This is a genomic window from Pseudomonas sp. Pseusp9 (assembly GCF_059491265.1).
The window spans coordinates 1,130,534-1,148,657 of sequence record NZ_CP168500.1; the positions used below are offsets into that span (position 1 = coordinate 1,130,534).

Annotated in this window: 14 protein-coding genes; 6 read left to right on the forward strand and 8 right to left on the reverse strand. The window is 61.7% G+C overall.

Annotation, left to right across the window (positions count from 1 at the left end; all coding sequences use genetic code 11):
• Positions 1–156 precede the first annotated feature (156 nt).
• From ACEN8E_RS04975 to ACEN8E_RS05010, 8 genes are all read right to left on the reverse strand, one after another.
• Positions 157–1,641 carry an APC family permease gene (locus tag ACEN8E_RS04975; RefSeq protein WP_495591674.1) on the reverse strand — a complete coding sequence of 495 codons (1,485 nt, stop codon included), beginning with the start codon at positions 1,639–1,641 and terminating at the stop codon, positions 157–159.
• Between the two features lie 274 nt (positions 1,642–1,915).
• Positions 1,916–3,340 (reverse strand): gamma-aminobutyraldehyde dehydrogenase, encoded by a 1,425-nt coding sequence (locus ACEN8E_RS04980; protein WP_495591675.1) that lies wholly within the window; start codon positions 3,338–3,340, stop codon positions 1,916–1,918.
• Positions 3,341–3,490: 150 nt separating this feature from the next.
• A complete protein-coding gene (locus ACEN8E_RS04985) occupies positions 3,491–4,300 on the reverse strand; it encodes an ABC transporter permease (RefSeq protein ID WP_495591676.1) in 810 nt (269 codons plus the stop codon).
• Positions 4,290–5,237: an ABC transporter permease gene (locus ACEN8E_RS04990; RefSeq protein WP_495591677.1), complete on the reverse strand. Its 948-nt coding sequence runs from the start codon at positions 5,235–5,237 to the stop codon at positions 4,290–4,292. Before ACEN8E_RS04990 ends, ACEN8E_RS04985 begins: the two co-directional genes overlap by 11 nt.
• Position 5,238: 1 nt before the next feature.
• On the reverse strand, positions 5,239–6,276 hold the full coding sequence (locus tag ACEN8E_RS04995; RefSeq protein WP_495591678.1) for an ABC transporter ATP-binding protein: 1,038 nt from the start codon (positions 6,274–6,276) through the stop codon (positions 5,239–5,241).
• A gap of 209 nt (positions 6,277–6,485) precedes the next feature.
• Entirely contained in the window at positions 6,486–7,637 is a 1,152-nt protein-coding gene (gene ydcS / locus ACEN8E_RS05000; protein ID WP_429366007.1) for a putative ABC transporter substrate-binding protein YdcS, read from the reverse strand.
• 84 nt (positions 7,638–7,721) lie between these two features.
• The gene (locus ACEN8E_RS05005) at positions 7,722–9,179 is read right to left on the reverse strand and encodes a gamma-aminobutyraldehyde dehydrogenase (protein WP_495591679.1); all 1,458 of its coding nucleotides are present in this window, start codon (positions 9,177–9,179) and stop codon (positions 7,722–7,724) included.
• Positions 9,180–9,326: 147 nt separating this feature from the next.
• Positions 9,327–10,241 carry a LysR family transcriptional regulator gene (locus ACEN8E_RS05010; RefSeq protein ID WP_429366005.1) on the reverse strand — a complete coding sequence of 305 codons (915 nt, stop codon included), beginning with the start codon at positions 10,239–10,241 and terminating at the stop codon, positions 9,327–9,329.
• Between the two features lie 483 nt (positions 10,242–10,724).
• Between ACEN8E_RS05010 and ACEN8E_RS05015 the strand changes: the two genes are divergently transcribed.
• The 6 genes from ACEN8E_RS05015 to ACEN8E_RS05040 are packed head-to-tail and all read left to right on the forward strand — an operon-like array spanning position 10,725 to position 18,102.
• Entirely contained in the window at positions 10,725–12,347 is a 1,623-nt protein-coding gene (locus ACEN8E_RS05015; RefSeq protein WP_495591680.1) for a methyl-accepting chemotaxis protein, read from the forward strand.
• Positions 12,347–12,883 carry a chemotaxis protein CheW gene (locus tag ACEN8E_RS05020; RefSeq protein WP_495591681.1) on the forward strand — a complete coding sequence of 179 codons (537 nt, stop codon included), beginning with the start codon at positions 12,347–12,349 and terminating at the stop codon, positions 12,881–12,883. Before ACEN8E_RS05015 ends, ACEN8E_RS05020 begins: the two co-directional genes overlap by 1 nt.
• Complete coding sequence (locus tag ACEN8E_RS05025) at positions 12,880–14,151, forward strand: CheR family methyltransferase (RefSeq protein WP_495591682.1); 1,272 nt, start codon at positions 12,880–12,882, stop codon at positions 14,149–14,151. The genes ACEN8E_RS05020 and ACEN8E_RS05025 overlap by 4 nt, the downstream gene beginning before the upstream one ends.
• Entirely contained in the window at positions 14,148–14,828 is a 681-nt protein-coding gene (locus ACEN8E_RS05030; protein WP_495591683.1) for a chemotaxis protein CheW, read from the forward strand. Before ACEN8E_RS05025 ends, ACEN8E_RS05030 begins: the two co-directional genes overlap by 4 nt.
• Positions 14,825–17,095: a hybrid sensor histidine kinase/response regulator gene (locus ACEN8E_RS05035; protein WP_495591684.1), complete on the forward strand. Its 2,271-nt coding sequence runs from the start codon at positions 14,825–14,827 to the stop codon at positions 17,093–17,095. Before ACEN8E_RS05030 ends, ACEN8E_RS05035 begins: the two co-directional genes overlap by 4 nt.
• Positions 17,092–18,102 carry a chemotaxis response regulator protein-glutamate methylesterase gene (locus ACEN8E_RS05040; protein WP_495591685.1) on the forward strand — a complete coding sequence of 337 codons (1,011 nt, stop codon included), beginning with the start codon at positions 17,092–17,094 and terminating at the stop codon, positions 18,100–18,102. The genes ACEN8E_RS05035 and ACEN8E_RS05040 overlap by 4 nt, the downstream gene beginning before the upstream one ends.
• Positions 18,103–18,124: the final 22 nt, after the last annotated feature.

Genomic DNA, 18,124 nt, shown 5'->3' on the forward strand with positions numbered 1-18,124 from the left:
ACCCTAGGCTTTACCGTCGGATTCGTCAACCGATGCAGCGTGCATTCGTGACGAAACTCTAGCTGGAGATACTGGCGTGAGACGGGAGGAAAATGTTGCGAAATGATTGGATTACTCCTATTGCCCCGGCACCCTTCGGTACCGGGGCAAACTCAGTCAGCGACTGACCTTCCAGGCATCCCCGGCAGGCGCAGTGCCGTGGTCATACGGCTTGGCGATCCACATGTAGAGCAAGCCCAAACCAATCACGATGGCGGTACTGAGCACCATCGCGTAGTTGATGTACCACGCAGCATCCGGCGTACGTGGCCAGGCCATGTTGATGATGGCTCCGACACCATAGACCAGCGCGCCGATGTTCACCGCCCAACCCCAGGCGCCGAGGGTGAATTTGCCGCTCGGTTTCCAGCCTTTCATGCGGGCGTACAGCGCCGCGAGCACGATCATCTGGAACGCCAGGTAGATGCCGATTGCCGCGAAGCTGACGATGGTGGCCACCGCGTCTTGCAGGAAGAAGCCGAGGATGATGATCAGTGCCGGCAGGACGCCGGACACGAACAGCGCGGCAACTGGAACCTGAGTCGTAGGGGAAATCTTCTTCAGCAGTCGGCTGCCGATGACCATTTCATCACGAGCATAGGAATACAGCAGACGACTGGCCGCCGCTTGCAGGCTGATCACGCAGGAGATGAAGGAAATCATCACCACACCCATCACCACTTTCGAACCGATCGGGCCAAAGGCGTTGTTGAGGATGGTGGTGACCGGGTCCTTGTCGGTGCCGTTGATCACTGCTTGCATGTCTGGCACGGCCAGGATCAGTGCCAGGCAGGCGAACATTGCCGCGACGCCGCCGATGTAGATGGTCATGCGCATGGCCACCGGAATTTTCTTGCTCGGGTTCGGGGTTTCTTCGGCCACGTCGCCGCAGGCCTCGAAGCCGTAGTACAGGAACATCCCCGCCAGCGAAGCGGTGAGGAACGCCGGCAGGTACGAGCCGTCGACGCTGATGTCGAAAGTGTTGAACAACACGCTGATCGATTGATGACGCTCGAAAATCAGCAGGTAGACGCCAACGATGACTGCGCCGACCAGTTCACAGAGGAAGCCGAACATGGCGATCCGCGCCAGCACCTTGGTGCCGCTGAGGTTGACCAGGGTGGCGAACAGCGTCAGGAACAGGGCGATGATGATGTTGGTATTGTTGCTCGGTTCGAAGCCCATCATGGCTGCCAGGTACGGACCGGCACCCACGGCAACTGCGGCGATGGTGACGCACAGGGCGATGGAGTAGATCCAGCCGACCATCCACGCCCAGCGCTTGCCCACCAGACGGCGGGCCCATGGATACACACCGCCGGAAATCGGGAACTGCGAGACCACTTCGCCGAAGATCAGGCACACCAGCAGCTGGCCGCAACCGACCAGCAAATATGCCCAGAACATCGGTGGCCCGCCCGCAGCGAGGCACAGGCCGAACAGGGTATAGACCCCTACGACCGGGGACAGGTATGTGAAGCCCAGGGCGAAGTTTTCCCACAGGCTCATGCTGCGATTGAAGTTGGAGGTATAGCCCAGCTTGCGTAGTTGCTCGGCATCGCTGTCGGCAACGACTGCAGAGAGATCGGGTGATGCACTCATGTGTATTTCTCCGGAAAATCGGCAGATTTCGGATGTCCGAAACCGTGGCGGGGCCTTGAGGGCACCGCCCGGATCGGTGGTTATTGTTATGTCTTCTTTGGGGTGGAGCCTGGTGGTGCGTATTGCCGGTTTCTGCCTTGAAACCGAGGTGAGCCATTCGCTGTAGGAGCGAGCCTGCTCGCGAAAAACCTGAGGACACCGCGGGGCGTCAGGATCCCCGCGTCAACGTTGACGTCCATCGCGAGCAAGCTCGCTCCTACAGGCGATGCATTTTTTAATGCTTGAACATCACATGGCGAACGACGGTGTAGTCCTCCAGTCCGTACATGGACATGTCCTTGCCATAACCGGACAGTTTCTGACCGCCATGAGGCATTTCGCTGACCAGCATGAAGTGCGTGTTGACCCAGGTGCAGCCGTACTGCAGGCGAGCCGACAGGCGATGGGCGCGGCCGACGTCGGCGGTCCACACCGACGACGCCAGGCCGTAGTCCGAATCGTTGGCCCAGCCCAGCACTTGCGCTTCATCGTTGAACTTGGTCACCGACACCACCGGCCCGAACACTTCGCGGCGGACGATTTCATCATCCTGCTGCGCATCGGCCAGCACGGTTGGTTCGAAGAAGAAGCCATTGCCTTCCACCGCCTTACCACCGGTGATCAGACGAATATGCGGCTGGGCCACGGCGCGCTCGACGAAACCGGTGACTCGGTCACGATGTTGCGCGGTGATCAGCGGGCCGAGTTCGGTCGACGGATCATCCTGCAAGCCGTATTTGATGCTGCTGACGGCGGCGCCGAGTTTCTCGACGAACTTCTCGTAGATGCCGGCTTGTGCGTAGATGCGGCAGGCAGCGGTGCAGTCCTGGCCAGCGTTGTAGAAACCGAAGGTGCGGATGCCCTCGACGGCGGCATCGATGTCGGCGTCGTCGAAGATGATCACCGGGGCTTTGCCGCCCAGTTCCATGTGCATGCGTTTGACGGTATCGGCGGTGCTGGAAATGATGTTCGAACCGGTGGCAATCGAACCGGTCAGCGACACCATGCGCACTTTCGGGTGGGTCACCAGCGGGCTGCCGACGGTAGGACCGCGGCCGAACACCAGGTTGAGTACGCCGGCCGGGAAGATAGCCGACGCCAGTTCGGCCAGGCGCAGGGCCGTCAGCGGAGTCTGTTCCGACGGCTTGAGCACCACGGTATTGCCGGCGGCCAGGGCCGGGGCGATTTTCCAGGCGACCATCATCAACGGGTAGTTCCACGGCGCGATGGAGGCGATCACGCCCACCGGATCGCGGCGGATCATCGAGGTGTGGCCTGGCAGGTACTCGCCACCGGCTGAACCGCTCATGCAGCGGCTGGCGCCGGCGAAGAAACGGAACACGTCGGCGATTGCCGGGATCTCGTCGTTCAGTGCGGCGCTGTAAGGCTTGCCGCAGTTGTCCGATTCCAGTTTGGCCAGCTCTTCGCCATGGGCCTCGATGGCATCGGCGAGCTTGAGCAGCAGCAGCGAGCGCTCTTTCGGCGGGGTCTGCGACCAGCTATCGAACGCGGCATCGGCAGCGCGCACGGCGGTATCGACCTGGGCTTCGCTGGCTTCGTTGATTTCCACCAGCACACTACCCAGTGCCGGGTTGAACACAGGTTGGGCGGGGCCTTCGCCGACGAGCAGTTGGCCGTTGATCAAGAGTTTGGTTTGCATGGCATTTGTCCTCTTCAAGGCAGATCTTGTTTTTCTGTGGGAGCGAGCCTGCTCGCGAAAGCGTCCTGACGGTCGACATCTGTGTTGAATGTCATACCGTCTTCGCGAGCAGGCTCGCTCCCACAGGGATATTCGTTGTTGGTTCCTGATTTACTTACCGCCACTCCCCGCAACGCTTTCACCACCACGGGTCAGGTAATAGGCGCCGAGGATCGGCAGCATGGTCACCATCATCACCAGCATCGCCACGACGTTGGTCACCGGCACGTCCCGTGGGCGGCTGAGCTGGTTGAGCAGCCACAGCGGCAGGGTGCGTTCATGGCCGGCGGTGAAGGTGGTGACGATGATTTCGTCGAACGACAGCGCAAAGGCGAGCATGCCGCCAGCCAGCAACGCCGAGCCGAGGTTCGGCAGGATGATGTAGCGGAAGGTCTGCCAGCCGTCGGCGCCGAGGTCCATCGAGGCTTCGATCAGGCTGTGGGAGGTACGGCGCAAGCGGGCGATGACGTTGTTGTAGACGATCACCACACAGAAGGTCGCGTGACCGACGATGATGGTGAACATCCCCGGCTCGATTCCCAGTGTCTTGAAGGTCGCCAGCAGGGCGATCCCGGTGATGATCCCCGGCAAGGCGATCGGCAGGATCAGCATCAGCGAGATGCCCTGCTTGCCGAAGAAGTCGCGGCGGTACAACGCCGCCGAGGCCAGCGTGCCGAGGATCATGGCGATCAGGGTGGCAATCGAGGCGATCTGCAACGACAACTTGATCGCTTCGAGCACGTCCGGCCGTGAGAACGCTACGCTGAACCACTTCAGGGTGAAGCCCCTGGGCGGAAAGCTGAACGCCGCGTCTTCGGTATTGAAGGCGTACATGAAGATGATCAGGATCGGGAAGTGCAGGAACACCAGCCCGCCCCAGGCTGCGATTTTCAGGCCGATTGAGGCTTTCTCAGAGTGCATCGAAGGCCCCCAGACGTTTGACGATGGACAGGTAGATGGCGATCAGCACGATCGGCACCAGAGTGAAGGCGGCAGCCATTGGCATATTGCCGATGGCGCCCTGCTGGGCGTACACCATGCTGCCGACGAAGTAGCCGGGCGGGCCGACCAGTTGCGGCACGATGAAGTCACCCAGAGTCAGCGAGAAGGTGAAGATGGAGCCGGCGGCAATACCCGGCACCGACAGCGGCAGAATCACTTGCATGAAGGTCTGGCGCGGCTTGGCACCGAGGTCGGCGGAAGCTTGCAGCAGCGATGGCGGCAGGCGTTCCAGCGACGCCTGGATCGGCAGGATCATGAACGGCAGCCAGATGTAGACGAACACCATGAAGCGGCCCAGGTGCGAGGTCGACAAGGTACTGCCGCCAACGCCCGGCATGTCCATCACCAATTGCAGGAACGGCTCCAGCCCCAGGTGTTGCACAAACCACTGTGCCACGCCGCCCTTGGCCAGCAGCAGCGTCCAGGCGTAGGCCTTGACGATGTAACTGGCCCACATCGGCATCATCACCGCGATGTAGAAAAACGCCTTGGTCTTGCCCGTGGTGTAGCGCGCCATGTAATAGGCAATCGGGAATGCGACGATAGCGCTGGCAATCGACACGACAATCGCCATGCCCAGGGTGCGCAGGATGATGTCGAAATTCGACGGCTGGAACAGCGCGGTGAAGTTGGCCAAGGTCAGGTCAGGGGTGACCGCCATGGTGAAGTCGTCGAAGGTGTAGAAACCTTGCCACAGCAGAACCAGCAATGAACCCAGGTAGATCGCGCCGAACCACAGCAGCGGCGGGACCAGCAGTAGCGACAGGTAAAAATTCGGCCGGCGATACAGCAGGTTGGAAAACCTGCGCAGCAGCGAGCCGCTGGCCGGAGTTTGAGGGATAGCCACGGTGTTCATCTCACACCCCGCCTGCAACGGTATCGTGCAACGGAATCATTGCCTCGCGCGCCCAGCGTGCGCTGATGCGCTGACCGGTCTGGTGTTGTGCGCTGGTGTCCAGCCATTGGTTGTTGGCCTTGCTGATGCTCAGGGTCTGGCCGTTTTCCAGTTTCAGCTCATAGCGAGTTGCACTGCCTTGGTACTGGATGTCATGTAGCAAACCGCTGACTTCAATCTCGTGACTGGCCAGCGGGCCGTCGGCGAATCGCACGTGTTCCGGGCGAATCGAGAACGGCTGCGGGTTGCCGCTCAATTGCCTGGCCAGGTCGCCGCGAATCACGTTGGAAGTGCCGACGAATTCCGCGACGAAGGTGGTGGCCGGTTTCATGTAGAGGTTGCGCGGGCTATCGACCTGTTCGATACGCCCCTTGTTGAACACCGCGACGCGGTCGGACATCGACAGTGCTTCGGTCTGGTCATGGGTGACGAAAATGAAGGTGATGCCGAGCTGGCGCTGCAGCTTTTTCAGTTCGCCCTGCATTTGCTCGCGCAACTTCAGGTCGAGCGCGCCCAGAGGTTCGTCGAGCAGCAGCACCCGGGGACGGTTGACCAAGGCGCGGGCCAGGGCCACACGCTGGCGCTGGCCGCCGGACAGTTGCACCGGCTTGCGGTCGCCGTAGCCACCGAGGGCGACCATGTCGAGGGCTTCTTCGGCGCGCTTCTGGCGTTCGACTTTGCCGACGCCTTTGACTTTCAATCCATAGGCGACGTTGTCGCGAACGTTCATGTGCGGGAACAGCGCGTAATCCTGGAACACGGTGTTCACGTCACGCTGGTAGGGCGGCAGCCCGGCGGCTTCGACGCCATGAATACGGATGGAACCTGCGCTCGGTTGTTCAAAGCCGGCGATCAGGCGCAAACAGGTGGTTTTGCCCGAGCCGGAAGGCCCCAGCATGGAGAAGAACTCGCCGTCCTCAATGTCGATGGAAACCCGGTCGACGGCTTTCACTTCGCCGAACTGACGGGAAACGTTGGTGAACTGGACTGCAAGTGTCATGGTGCGGTGCTCCAAAAAGGCGAAGGCCGTCGCAGCGGCCCTGCCTGGACTTCTGAAAAAACTTACATCTATAAACTGAGCGCGGTAGCAACAACGGCGCAGATCAACTGTAGGAGCGAGCCTGCTCGCGAAGGCGGTGTGTCAGTCAGCAGCTTATTGACTGTGATGCCCTCATCGCGAGCAGGCTCGCTCCTACAGGGTGGGGCGGATTACCTACCGCCCATGATCGCGATGTAGTCCTGGGTCCAGCGGCTGTACGGCACGAACTTGCCGCCTTCAGCCTGCGGGGTTTTCCAGAAGGCGATCTTGTCGAAGTTGTCGAAACCGTTGGTCTTGCAACCCTCGGCGCCAAGCAGTTCGCTCTCCTTGCACGCCGCCGGAACCGCTGGCAAGGAGCCGAACCATGCCGCTACGTCGCCCTGGACCTTCGGTTGCAGCGACCAGTCCATCCACTTGTAGGCGCAATTCGGGTGCTTGGCCTCGGCGTGCATCATGGTGGTGTCGGCCCAACCGGTGGCGCCTTCTTTCGGGATGGTCGAGGCGATTGGTTGTTTGTCGTTCACCAGGCCGTTGACCTGATACGGCCAGGAGGAGCCTGCGACCACACCTTCGTTCTTGAAGTCGCTCATTTGCACGGTGGTGTCATGCCAGTAGCGATGGATCAACGGCTGCTGGGCACGCAACAGGTCGAGCACGGCCTTGTATTGCGCCTCGGTCAGTTCGTAGGGGTTCTGGATGCCCAGTTCCGGCTTGGCGGTTTTCAGGTACAGCGCCGCGTCGGCGATGTAGATCGGGCCGTCATAGGCCTGCACGCGGCCCTTGTTCGGCTTGCCGTCCGGCAGGTTTTCCGCATTGAACAGCACGCCCCAGGTGGTGGGCGCGGTCTTGAATACGTTGGTGTTGTACATCAACACGTTCGGACCCCACTGATACGGGGTGCCGTAGGTCTGCTTGTTGACCACGTACCACGGCCCGTCCTTGAGGCGCGGGTCGAGGTTTTTCCAGTTCGGGATCAACGCGGTGTTGATCGGCTGCACACGCTTGCCGACGATCAGGCGCAGGGAGGCGTCGCCCGACGCGGTGACCAGGTCGTAACCACCCTTGGCCATCAGGCTGACCATTTCATCGGAGGTGGCGGCGGTCTTGACGTTGACCTTGCAGCCGGTTTCCTTCTCGAAACCGGTCACCCAGTCGTAGGCCTTGTCGCTCTCGCCACGCTCGATATAGCCAGGCCAGGCCACAATATCCAGTTGACCCTCGCCCGCCCCGACAGCTTTGAGCGGCTCGGCGGCCTGGACGCTGGCGCTGGCCAGCAGCGCGGTGGTGATTGCACTGAGCAGTGCGGTCTTGTGCACGAACATGGGAATTCCCTCTTCTTTAATTATGGTCGGGGCAGTGTTTTGAACGTGGTGAAGCAGGCCTTTGGTGGCTTGTTATCAGCTTAGTCAGAGATGCTCTCCATGGCGGGCCATGATGTGCCGCACCACGCTGTAGTCCTGAAGCGAATCGCTGGACAGGTCCTTGCCGTAGCCCGAGCGCTTCAGGCCACCATGGGGCATTTCGCTGACCAGCATGAAATGGCTGTTGATCCAGGTGCAGCCGTACTGCAAGCGCGCCGCGACCTGCATGGCCTTGTCGAGGTTCTGGGTCCAGACCGACGAGGCCAGGCCGTATTCCGAATCGTTGGCCCAGTCCACCGCTTGTTCCAGTTCATCGAAACGGGTCACGGTGACCACCGGACCGAACACTTCGCGCTGGACGATCTCGTCACTTTGCTTGCACCCGGCCAGCAGGGTCGGCTGGTAATAGAAACCGGCGCCGGAATGCACGGCTGCACCGGTGACCCGCTCGATATGCGGCTGGCCGAGGGCGCGCTCGACAAAACTGGCCACGCGGTCACGCTGGCGGGTGCTGATCAGCGGGCCGATTTCGTTGTCGGCGTCGCGTTTACCGGCGAAGCGCAGGCTGCCGACGGCCGCGCCAAGCTCGGCCACCAAGCGGTCATGAATTCCCGCCTGTGCGTAGATGCGGCAAGCGGCGGTGCAGTCCTGGCCGGCGTTGTAATAGCCGTAAGTGCGCACGCCTTCGACCACAGCCTGAATGTCGGCATCGTTGCACACGATCACCGGCGCCTTGCCGCCGAGCTCGAGGTGGGTTCGTTTGAGTGTTTTCGAGGCGGCCTGGAGGATTTTTTGCCCGGTGACGATATCGCCGGTCAGCGACACCATGCGGATCTTTGGATGGCTGACCAAATGGCTGCCGACGCCTTCGCCACCACCACAAATGATGTTGATCACGCCCCGTGGCAGGATCTCGGCCAACGCTGGCGCCAGGGCCAGGATCGACAGCGGTGTGTGCTCCGACGGCTTGAACACCAGCGTGTTGCCGGCGGCGAGGGCTGGGGCGATTTTCCACGCGGCCATCATGATCGGGTAGTTCCACGGCGCGATGGAGGCGACCACGCCTATCGGATCGCGGCGCACCATGCTGGTGTAGCCCGGCAGGTATTCGCCGCTGAGCTGGCCGGTCTGGCAGCGCACGGCTCCGGCGAAGAAGCGGAACACGTCGATCGTGGCATTCAGGTCATCCTGACGGGCCAGGTGCAACGGTTTGCCGCAGTTCATGGATTCGAGGCGGGCCAGCAGGTCGGCGTTTTTTTCGATGGCGTTGGCGATGTCCAGCAACAGGTTCGAACGCTGCTGCGGAGTGGTGCGGGACCAACCGGCAAAGGCGCGATTGGCGGCGAGGATCGCGGCTTCGACTTGCTCGGTACTGGCTTCGGCGATCCGGGTCAGGACTTCCCCGGTGGCCGGGTTGAGAATCGGTTCGACGCAACCTTGACCGGCAACCAATTCACCATCGATCAACAATGCGGTGAACAACGGGGTCTGCGCACCAGCCATTTTTCGGGCTCTCTTTGCTTGTGTGGCTTGTTGTGTAGACATGGCAGCGCTCCCTGAGACCGGGGGCCGACTGTCTTTATTAGATGTACCAAGACTAGTGCGCGGCCCCGAGGACAACAAATACTAAATACTGAAGGTGGCGTTCGATTAAATAGATGGCTTGCGCCCGCCATGGGGTTGTTCGCGGGCGACCGTGAGGAATGGGTCCACCAGCGCCGGCCGCGCTGTGCCGCGACGCCACGCCAGGCCGACATCGAGGGTCTGGCTCAGGTCGGCAATCTGCCGGGCTTCAATGATGTCGCCCTCCAGTGACCATGGGCGATAAGTCATGTCAGGCTGGATCGACACCCCCAATCCGGCGGCCACCAGGCTGCGCACGGCTTCGGTCGAGGCGGTGCGCAGGGTGATGCGCGGTTGCAGCGAGGCGGCGGACCACATGCGCTGGGCGTTGCGGTCCATTTCATCGACGTTGAGTTGAATCAATGGCTCGCGGGCCACGTCGGCGAGGTTGATGCTGTCGTGCTCCAGCAACGGGTGTTGGGCCGGCAGCCAGAGCCGGTGCGGCGAGTGGGTCAGCACTTCGGTCTGCAGGGCGTGGCGGTCTTCGAGGTTGGAGAGGATCAGCACGCCGACATCGATCTCGCCGCTGACCAGCAAATGCTCGATGTACGGGCGTTCATCTTCCATCACGCGGATTTCCACGTTGGGGTAGGCGCGCTGGAACCGGGTGAGCAAGTCCGCCAGGTAATAACCGGCCACCAGGCTGGTCACGCCGACGATCAACTGCCCGGCGACCTGGTCGGTGCTCTGTTGCAGGCTGCGTTTGGCGTTGTCCACGGTGGCCAGGATCAAGTGCGCCTGACGCAGGAACTGATGCCCCTGGTGGGTCAGGGTCATGCCCTTGGCATGGCGGCTGAACAGGCTGACGCCGATTTCTTCCTCCAGTTGCTGGATGGCCAGGGTCAGGGTCGACTGGGAAATGAACGCGGTTTGCGCGGCGGCCGAGATCGAGCCGGTCTCGGCCACGGCAATGAAATGACGGATCTGACGCAAGGTCATCATGGGAAAGCACCCGGTGGGCTGTTTTTATCGATTTGCGAGAGTGTATATCGTTTTTTTGAAACGCTGCTTTATGCCGCAAGTTTCAAGCGGCACGTACAAGGGCTTGAGCAGCGCCTCGAAGCACTCTTGCGGGCAGCCATCGGGCACTTTCGATCCAGGCGGGTGGCCTTGGTTTCGGGTTGAACGTCGTGTGGCGGCGAATGAACCCCCGTGGATTGCCCGATCAACTACTCAGGTCCAGCCATACAAGCGAGCCAGCTCGCGATGGTGTTTTCAGCCCCGTCTGCATCCTCAATGACCAATCCTCGGCCCCTTTCTACCCAATCACCGCTGGCACTCATCCCCTCAAATGGCGGACAGTCCCAAACCAGAGCCCATCCGCCTTTTTCAACGGGATGAGAAGTGGCGCGCATCCGTCTTATAAATGAAACACCGCCCTCGGCTATACTCCCCGCATTTCGAATCAGGCCCTGAGGATTGACTGTGAAGAACTGGACATTGCGCCAACGTATTTTGGCGAGTTTTGCGGTCATTATCGCCATCATGCTGTTGATGGTGGTCGTCTCGTATTCGCGGTTGTTGAAGATTGAGGAAAGCCAGGACAGCGTTCGCGATGACGCATTGCCGGGGCTTTACTACAGCTCCATGACTCGCAGCGCCTGGGTCGATGCTTACCTGCAGACTCAGGAAATACTCGGCTTTAAAGAGGGGCAGGGCGTCAACAGTGAAGACGCCGCGGACTACAAGGCTTTCGAGGCGCGCCTGCAGGAGCAGATGAGCAACTATCGCAAGACCGTCACGACGGATGAGGACAAGGTCGAATATGCCGTATTCGAACAAAAGCACGAGGAGTTCAACAGGATTCTGGCTGCAGTGCTCGAACTGCACGGGCGGAACCAGGAAGCTGAAGCGGTCAAGTTGTTCACCGATCAACTGACCCCGGTCTGGACTGCCGGGCGGATGAAACTCAACGACATCATCCGCGAAAACAAAGCGGTGGCCGATCATGACATCGCCGCCATCGACGACGCGGTAGTCGCGGCAAAGATCAGCATGGGCGTTTCCCTGCTGGTGGCGGTGCTGGCCGCCGGCATGTGCGGCCTGTTGTTGATGCGCGCCATCATGGCGCCGATGAACCGCATCGTGAATATTCTCGAAATCATGCGCACCGGCGACCTCAGTGGCCGTCTGAACCTGGAGCGCAAGGATGAATTCGGCGCGGTAGAGACCGGTTTCAACGACATGATGACCGAGCTCACTTCTCTGGTGTCCCAGGCCCAGCGTTCGTCGGTGCAGGTCACCACGTCGGTGACCGAGATCGCCGCGACATCCAAGCAGCAACAAGCCACCGCCACGGAAACTGCCGCCACCACCACCGAAATCGGCGCGACCTCCCGAGAGATCGCCGCCACTTCCCGGGATCTGGTGCGCACCATGACTGAGGTCTCTACCGCCGCCGATCAGGCTTCCGTCGCCGCCGGCTCCGGGCAACAGGGCCTGGCGCGCATGGAGGAAACCATGCACTCGGTGATGGGCGCGGCCGATCTGGTCAACGCCAAGCTGGCGATCCTCAACGAGAAGGCCGGCAACATCAATCAGGTGGTGGTCACCATCGTCAAGGTCGCTGACCAGACCAACCTGTTGTCGCTCAATGCCGCCATCGAGGCCGAGAAGGCCGGGGAATACGGGCGCGGTTTTGCCGTGGTCGCCACCGAAGTGCGGCGCCTGGCGGACCAGACGGCGGTGGCCACCTACGACATCGAGCAAATGGTGCGCGAGATCCAGTCGGCGGTATCGGCCGGGGTCATGGGCATGGACAAGTTCTCCGAAGAAGTGCGTCGCGGGATGTCCGAGGTACAGCAGGTCGGCGAGCAGTTGTCACAGATCATCCATCAGGTCCAGGCGCTGGCGCCGCGAGTGCTGATGGTCAACGAAGGCATGCAGGCCCAGGCTACCGGCGCCGAGCAGATCAACCATGCGCTGGTGCAGTTGGGTGATGCCAGCAGCCAGACGGTCGAGTCTCTGCGCCAGGCCAGTTTCGCCATCGATGAGCTGAGCCAGGTGGCCGTCGGGCTGCGCAGCGGCGTTTCGCGATTCAAAGTCTGATGAGCGAAATCACGGCCAAACGCGCTGCTGTGAAGCAGGCGCGGCATGCATTGTTTCTGGTGTTTCGCATCGGCAACGAGCGTTATGCCTTGAAGGCCATCGAAGTGGCCGAAGTGCTGCCGTGCCTGCCCTTGAAGCCCATTCCCCATGCCCCCGCCTGGGTCGCCGGGGTGTTCGCCTATCGGGGGGTCGTGGTCCCGGTGATCGACTTAAGCGCACTGACGTTCGGTACGCCTGCACAGGCCCGTACCAGCACCCGACTGGTGCTGGTCAACTATCGCCCGGATGAAACCTGCGAGACACAACTGCTCGGGCTGATTCTGGAGCAGGCGACCGACACCTTGCGTTGCGATCCGGCGGATTTTCAGCCCTACGGCCTGGACAATCGCCAGACGCCTTACCTCGGGCCGGTCCGCAAGGATGAGCAGGGCTTGCTGCAATGGGTACGGGTCAGCGACCTGCTGGAGGATCAAGTGCGCGCATTGTTGTTTCCCTCGCCGCCAATGGATCCGACGCTGCTGGAGAATCGGCCATGAACACCGATCAGCGTTTTTTCGACTTCCTCAAGGAACGTATCGGACTCGACGTGACCTCGGTGGGGCCGGCGATCATCGAACGAGCGGTGCGTCAGCGCAGCATCGCTTCGCAAGCACTCTCGGCCGATGAATATTGGCGAACCTTGCAGGGCTCGCGGGACGAGCAGCAGGCATTGATCGAAGCGGTGATCGTTCCGGAAACCTGGTTCTTCCGGTATCCGGAATCATTCGCCACCCTGGCGAAACTGGCGGGCAAGCGTCTGGTCGAGATCAACAACCTGCGCGCACTGCGGATTCTCAGCTTGCCGTGCTCCACGGGTGAAGAGCCGTACTCGATCGCCATGGCGTTGCTCGATGCCGGGCTCAAGCCACACCAGTTCAAGGTCGACGGCATGGACGTCAGCCCGCTGTCGGTGGAAAAAGCCAGGCGAGCCTTGTACGGCAAGAATTCCTTTCGGGGAGACGATATTGCGTTTCGCGACCGCCACTTCATGGCCGAGGGCGATGGCTATCGTCTGAACCCGCGTGTGCAGGAACAGGTGCGCTTGCAGGTCGGCAATCTGCTGGACCCGGCCTTGCTGGCTGGTGAGCCGCCGTTCGACTTCGTGTTTTGTCGCAACCTGCTTATCTATTTCGACCAACCCACCCAGAAGCAAGTCTTCGAAGTGCTCAAGTGCCTGACCCACGTTGACGGCGTGCTGTTTATCGGCCCGGCCGAAGGCGGTCTGCTGGGGCGCCTGGGGATGCGTTCGATCGGTATTGCGCAGTCCTTCGCGTTCAGTCGCCAGGGGAGTCCGGATCCTGAGCCCTTGCCGGCATTCGTTCCGATACCCTTGCCCGTGCCGCAACCGCTGCGCGCTCCAGCGCCGGTACCTGTGCGCAGTCGTCCATTCGCCAGTGTCGTGCCGCTGGCTGCTGCGCCAAAGACCTCTGGTACCGATACCTCCGTGCTGTTGGCGAACATCGCCGCGCTGGCCAACCAAGGCAAAAGCGCCGAGGCGAAGGCTGCTTGTGAAAGCTATTTGCGCAGTCATGAACCGGTGGCCCAGGTGTTCTATTGGCTGGGACTGCTCAGCGATGTCGCCGGAAACGTCTTGCAAGCCCAGGGCTTTTATCGCAAGGCGTTGTACCTCGAACCGCAACACCCCGACGCATTGATGCACCTGGCCGCGTTACTGCAGGCCCAGGGCGATGCGGCGGGAGCCAGACGATTGCAGGCGCGTGCCGTCCGTAGCGAGCGCGCCGCCGACAGTGAGCGTAAACGATGATCGCCTCCGACACCTTCAGCATCACCCGGGATGCCCAGGCCATCGACGACTGCTGGAACCGCATCGGTATCCACGGCGACAAGTCCTGCCCGTTGCTGGCCGAACATGTTCATTGCCGCAATTGTGCGGTGTACTCGGCGGCCGCCACACGCTTGCTCGATCGCTATGCGATGCAGCAGGAAGATCGCGGGCCTGTATCCGTCGCAGTCGAGAGCGAGGTGAAAACCCGTTCGCTGCTGATGTTCCGTCTGGGTGAAGAGTGGCTGGGGCTCGCGACCCGCAGTCTGGTCGAGGTGGCGCCGCTGCAAGCCATTCACTCCTTGCCGCATCAGCGTTCCCGCGCCTTGCTCGGCGTGGCGAATGTGCGCGGTGCGCTGGTTGCCTGTCTGTCGCTGGTGGAGCTGCTCGGGCTCGACGGCACCAGCAACGTGGCACCCGGCACGCGGGTCATGCCGCGCATGCTGATCATTGCGGCCCATGGTGGGCCGGTGGTGGTGCCGGTGGATGAAGTCGACGGGATTCACGCCATCGACGAGCGTATCCTCGATTGCGCATCGCGTTCGGGTGCTCAAGCCAGCGCCAAATACACACGTGGCGTGCTGCAATTCAAAGGTCGCAGCCTGCGCTGGCTGGATGAAGAACAGCTGCTGTCCGCCGTGACCCGGAGCCTCACATGACCCCCGAGCAAATGCGCGACACCTCTTTGCTGGAGCTGTTCAGCCTGGAGGCCGAAGCCCAGACCCAGATCTTGAGTGCCGGCCTGCTGGCGCTCGAGCGTGACCCGACCCAGGCCGATCAGCTTGAATCGTGCATGCGTGCCGCGCACTCGCTCAAGGGCGCGGCGCGGATTGTCGGCGTCGATGCCGGGGTCAGCGTCGCCCATGTGATGGAAGACTGCCTGGTCAGTGCCCAGGAAGGGCGCCTGTTACTGCGCCCCGAGCACATCGATGCGTTGTTGCAAGGCACCGATTTGCTGATGCGCATCGCCACGCCGGGCAACACCCCTGAGCCTGCGAACATTGAGGCCTACGTGGCGTTGATGGCGCGGTTGCTGGACCCGGCGGCCTCGCTGGTTGCTCCTGCTGCGCCGGTGATGGCCGAACTTCAGCTCCAAGCGCCCGAAGCCAGGATCGAGCCGCTGGCGCCTGCCGTCGAACCGCCAGCCCCACGCAAGACCAAACGCACCACCGAAAATGGCGAACGTGTGCTGCGCGTCACCGCCGAGCGCCTGAACAGCCTGCTCGACCTGTCGAGCAAATCCCTGGTGGAAACCCAGCGGCTCAAACCGCACCTTGCGACCATGCAGCGACTCAAGCGCATGCAGAGCAGCAGCTTGCGAGCATTGGAGAGTCTCAACGTTCACCTCAAGGATCATGCCTTGAGCCTGGAGGCTCAGGAAACCCTTGAGGACGCGCGCCGTTTGCTCGCGCAATCCCAGCAGTTGCTCATGGAAAAGAACGCCGAACTCGATGAGTTCGCCTGGCATGCCAGCCAGCGGGCGCAGGTGTTGTACGACACGGCGCTGGCCTGTCGCATGCGGCCGTTTGCCGACGTGCTGACCGGGCAGGTACGAATGGTCCGCGACTTGGGGCGCGACCTGGGCAAACAGGTGCGGCTGGTGATTGAAGGCGAGAAGACTCAGGTTGATCGCGACGTACTGGAAAAGCTCGAAGCGCCACTGACTCACCTGTTGCGCAATGCGGTCGACCACGGCATCGAGACTCCGGAACAACGCCTGCTGGCGGGCAAGCCGGCTGAAGGTCTGATTCGCCTGCGAGCTTCGCATCAGGCCGGTCTGCTGGTGCTGGAATTGAGCGATGACGGCAACGGCGTGGACCTGGAAAAGGTCCGTCGCAGCATCGTTGAGCGAAATTTGTCGCCCGCGCAAACCGCCGCACAGTTGAGCGAAGAGGAGTTGCTGACGTTCCTGTTCCTGCCCGGTTTCAGTCTGCGCGACACGGTCACCGAGGTGTCCGGTCGCGGCGTCGGCCTGGATGCGGTCCAGCACATGGTGCGGCAGTTGCGCGGCGCGGTGGTGCTGGAGCAAACGGCGGGCGAGGGCAGTCGTTTCCACCTTGAAGTGCCGCTGACCCTGTCGGTGGTGCGCAGCCTGGTCGTGGAAGTCGGCGACGAAGCCTATGCCTTCCCGCTGGCGCACATCGAGCGCATGTGCGATCTGGAGCCGGCGGATATCGTGCAGGTCGAAGGCCGTCAGCACTTTTGGCATGAAGGCCGGCATGTCGGCCTGGTGGCGGCCAGCCAATTGCTGCAACGCCCGACCAGCCAGAACAGCGGGCAAACCCTGAAAGTCGTGGTGATCCGCGAGCGCGATGCGATCTACGGTGTGGCGGTGGAACGGTTTATCGGTGAGCGGACGTTGGTGGTGCTGCCGCTGGACGAGCGCCTGGGCAAGGTGCAGGACATTTCTGCCGGGGCCTTGCTCGACGACGGTTCGGTGGTGCTGATCGTTGATGTCGAAGACATGTTGCGTTCGGTGGACAAACTGCTCAACACCGGGCGTCTGGAGCGCATTGCCCGTCACAGCAATCAGGTGGTCGAGGCGGCCCGCAAGCGAATTCTGGTGGTGGATGATTCCCTGACCGTGCGAGAGTTGCAGCGCAAGCTGTTGCTCAATCGCGGATACGACGTGGCGGTTGCGGTGGACGGCATGGACGGCTGGAACGCGTTGCGTTCGGAGGACTTCGATCTGCTGATCACCGACATAGATATGCCGCGCATGGACGGCATCGAACTGGTCACGCTGCTGCGTCGCGACAATCGCCTGCAGTCGCTGCCGGTGATGGTGGTGTCCTACAAGGATCGTGAAGAGGACCGGCGCCGTGGACTGGATGCCGGGGCCGACTATTATCTAGCCAAGGCCAGTTTTCATGACGACGCCTTGCTCGATGCCGTGGTCGAGCTCATCGGAGGAGCGCGCGCATGAGGATCGCAATCGTCAATGACATGCCCATGGCGGTGGAGGCCCTGCGCCGCGCCCTGGCATTCGAGCCGGCGCACGAGGTGGTCTGGGTCGCCGGCAACGGCAAGGAGGCGGTGCAAAAGTGTGCCGAACAGACGCCGGACCTGATCCTCATGGACTTGATCATGCCAGTCATGGACGGTGTGGAAGCCACCCGGCGGATCATGGCCGAAACGCCCTGCGCCATTGTCATTGTCACTGTGGATCGGCAACAGAACGTGCACCGGGTCTTTGAAGCCATGGGTCACGGCGCGCTGGATGTGGTCGACACCCCGGCCCTCGGTGCCGGCAATGCCCAGGAAGCAGCGGCACCGTTGCTGCGCAAGATCATGAACATTGGCTGGCTGATCGGCGAAAAGAGCAAGCAGGCGCCTAGCGCTCCGAGCCCTCTGCGCAGTTCGGCCTCGCGCAAGCGCCTGATTGCCATCGGCTCCTCCGCGGGCGGACCGGCAGCGCTGGAGGTCTTGCTCAAGGCACTGCCGCGTGATTTCTCTGCGGCCATCGTGCTGGTGCAACACGTTGACCAGGTGTTTGCCGCTGGCATGGCGGAATGGCTCGGCAGCGCCAGCGGCCTCGACGTGCGCCTGGCCGTGGAAGGCGAGCCGCCGCAAAGCGGCACGGTATTGCTGGCCGGCACCAATCACCATATTCGCTTGCTGAAAAACGGCACGCTGGCCTATACAGCCGAGCCGGTCAACGAGATCTACCGGCCCTCCATCGATGTGTTCTTCGAGAGCGTGGCCAGTTACTGGAACGGTGACGCCGTGGGGGTTTTGCTCACAGGTATGGGACGTGATGGCGCCCAGGGGCTTAAACTCATGCGCCAACAGGGCTACCTGACCATCGCACAAGACCAAAACAGCAGTGCGGTGTACGGCATGCCGAAGGCGGCCGCGGCCATCGACGCTGCCGTGGAAATACGCCCGCTGGAAAAGATAGCGCCACGATTGCTGGAGATCTTTCCAAAATGACAACCATTAGCAGCAATCCTGG

Excerpts from the sequence above, each read along its gene's own strand:
- ACEN8E_RS05020 (WP_495591681.1), top strand. The coding sequence starts at position 12,347 with ATGAGCGAAATCACGGCCAAACGCGCTGCTGTGAAGCAGGCGCGGCAT.
- ACEN8E_RS05030 (WP_495591683.1), top strand. The coding sequence starts at position 14,148 with ATGATCGCCTCCGACACCTTCAGCATCACCCGGGATGCCCAGGCCATC.
- ACEN8E_RS04985 (WP_495591676.1), bottom strand. The coding sequence starts at position 4,300 with ATGCACTCTGAGAAAGCCTCAATCGGCCTGAAAATCGCAGCCTGGGGC.
- ACEN8E_RS04995 (WP_495591678.1), bottom strand. The coding sequence starts at position 6,276 with ATGACACTTGCAGTCCAGTTCACCAACGTTTCCCGTCAGTTCGGCGAA.
- ACEN8E_RS05035 (WP_495591684.1), top strand. The coding sequence starts at position 14,825 with ATGACCCCCGAGCAAATGCGCGACACCTCTTTGCTGGAGCTGTTCAGC.
- ACEN8E_RS04975 (WP_495591674.1), bottom strand. The coding sequence starts at position 1,641 with ATGAGTGCATCACCCGATCTCTCTGCAGTCGTTGCCGACAGCGATGCC.
- ACEN8E_RS04980 (WP_495591675.1), bottom strand. The coding sequence starts at position 3,340 with ATGCAAACCAAACTCTTGATCAACGGCCAACTGCTCGTCGGCGAAGGC.
- ACEN8E_RS05040 (WP_495591685.1), top strand. The coding sequence starts at position 17,092 with ATGAGGATCGCAATCGTCAATGACATGCCCATGGCGGTGGAGGCCCTG.
- ACEN8E_RS04990 (WP_495591677.1), bottom strand. The coding sequence starts at position 5,237 with ATGAACACCGTGGCTATCCCTCAAACTCCGGCCAGCGGCTCGCTGCTG.
- ACEN8E_RS05005 (WP_495591679.1), bottom strand. The coding sequence starts at position 9,179 with ATGGCTGGTGCGCAGACCCCGTTGTTCACCGCATTGTTGATCGATGGT.
- ydcS (WP_429366007.1), bottom strand. The coding sequence starts at position 7,637 with ATGTTCGTGCACAAGACCGCACTGCTCAGTGCAATCACCACCGCGCTG.
- ACEN8E_RS05025 (WP_495591682.1), top strand. The coding sequence starts at position 12,880 with ATGAACACCGATCAGCGTTTTTTCGACTTCCTCAAGGAACGTATCGGA.
- ACEN8E_RS05010 (WP_429366005.1), bottom strand. The coding sequence starts at position 10,241 with ATGATGACCTTGCGTCAGATCCGTCATTTCATTGCCGTGGCCGAGACC.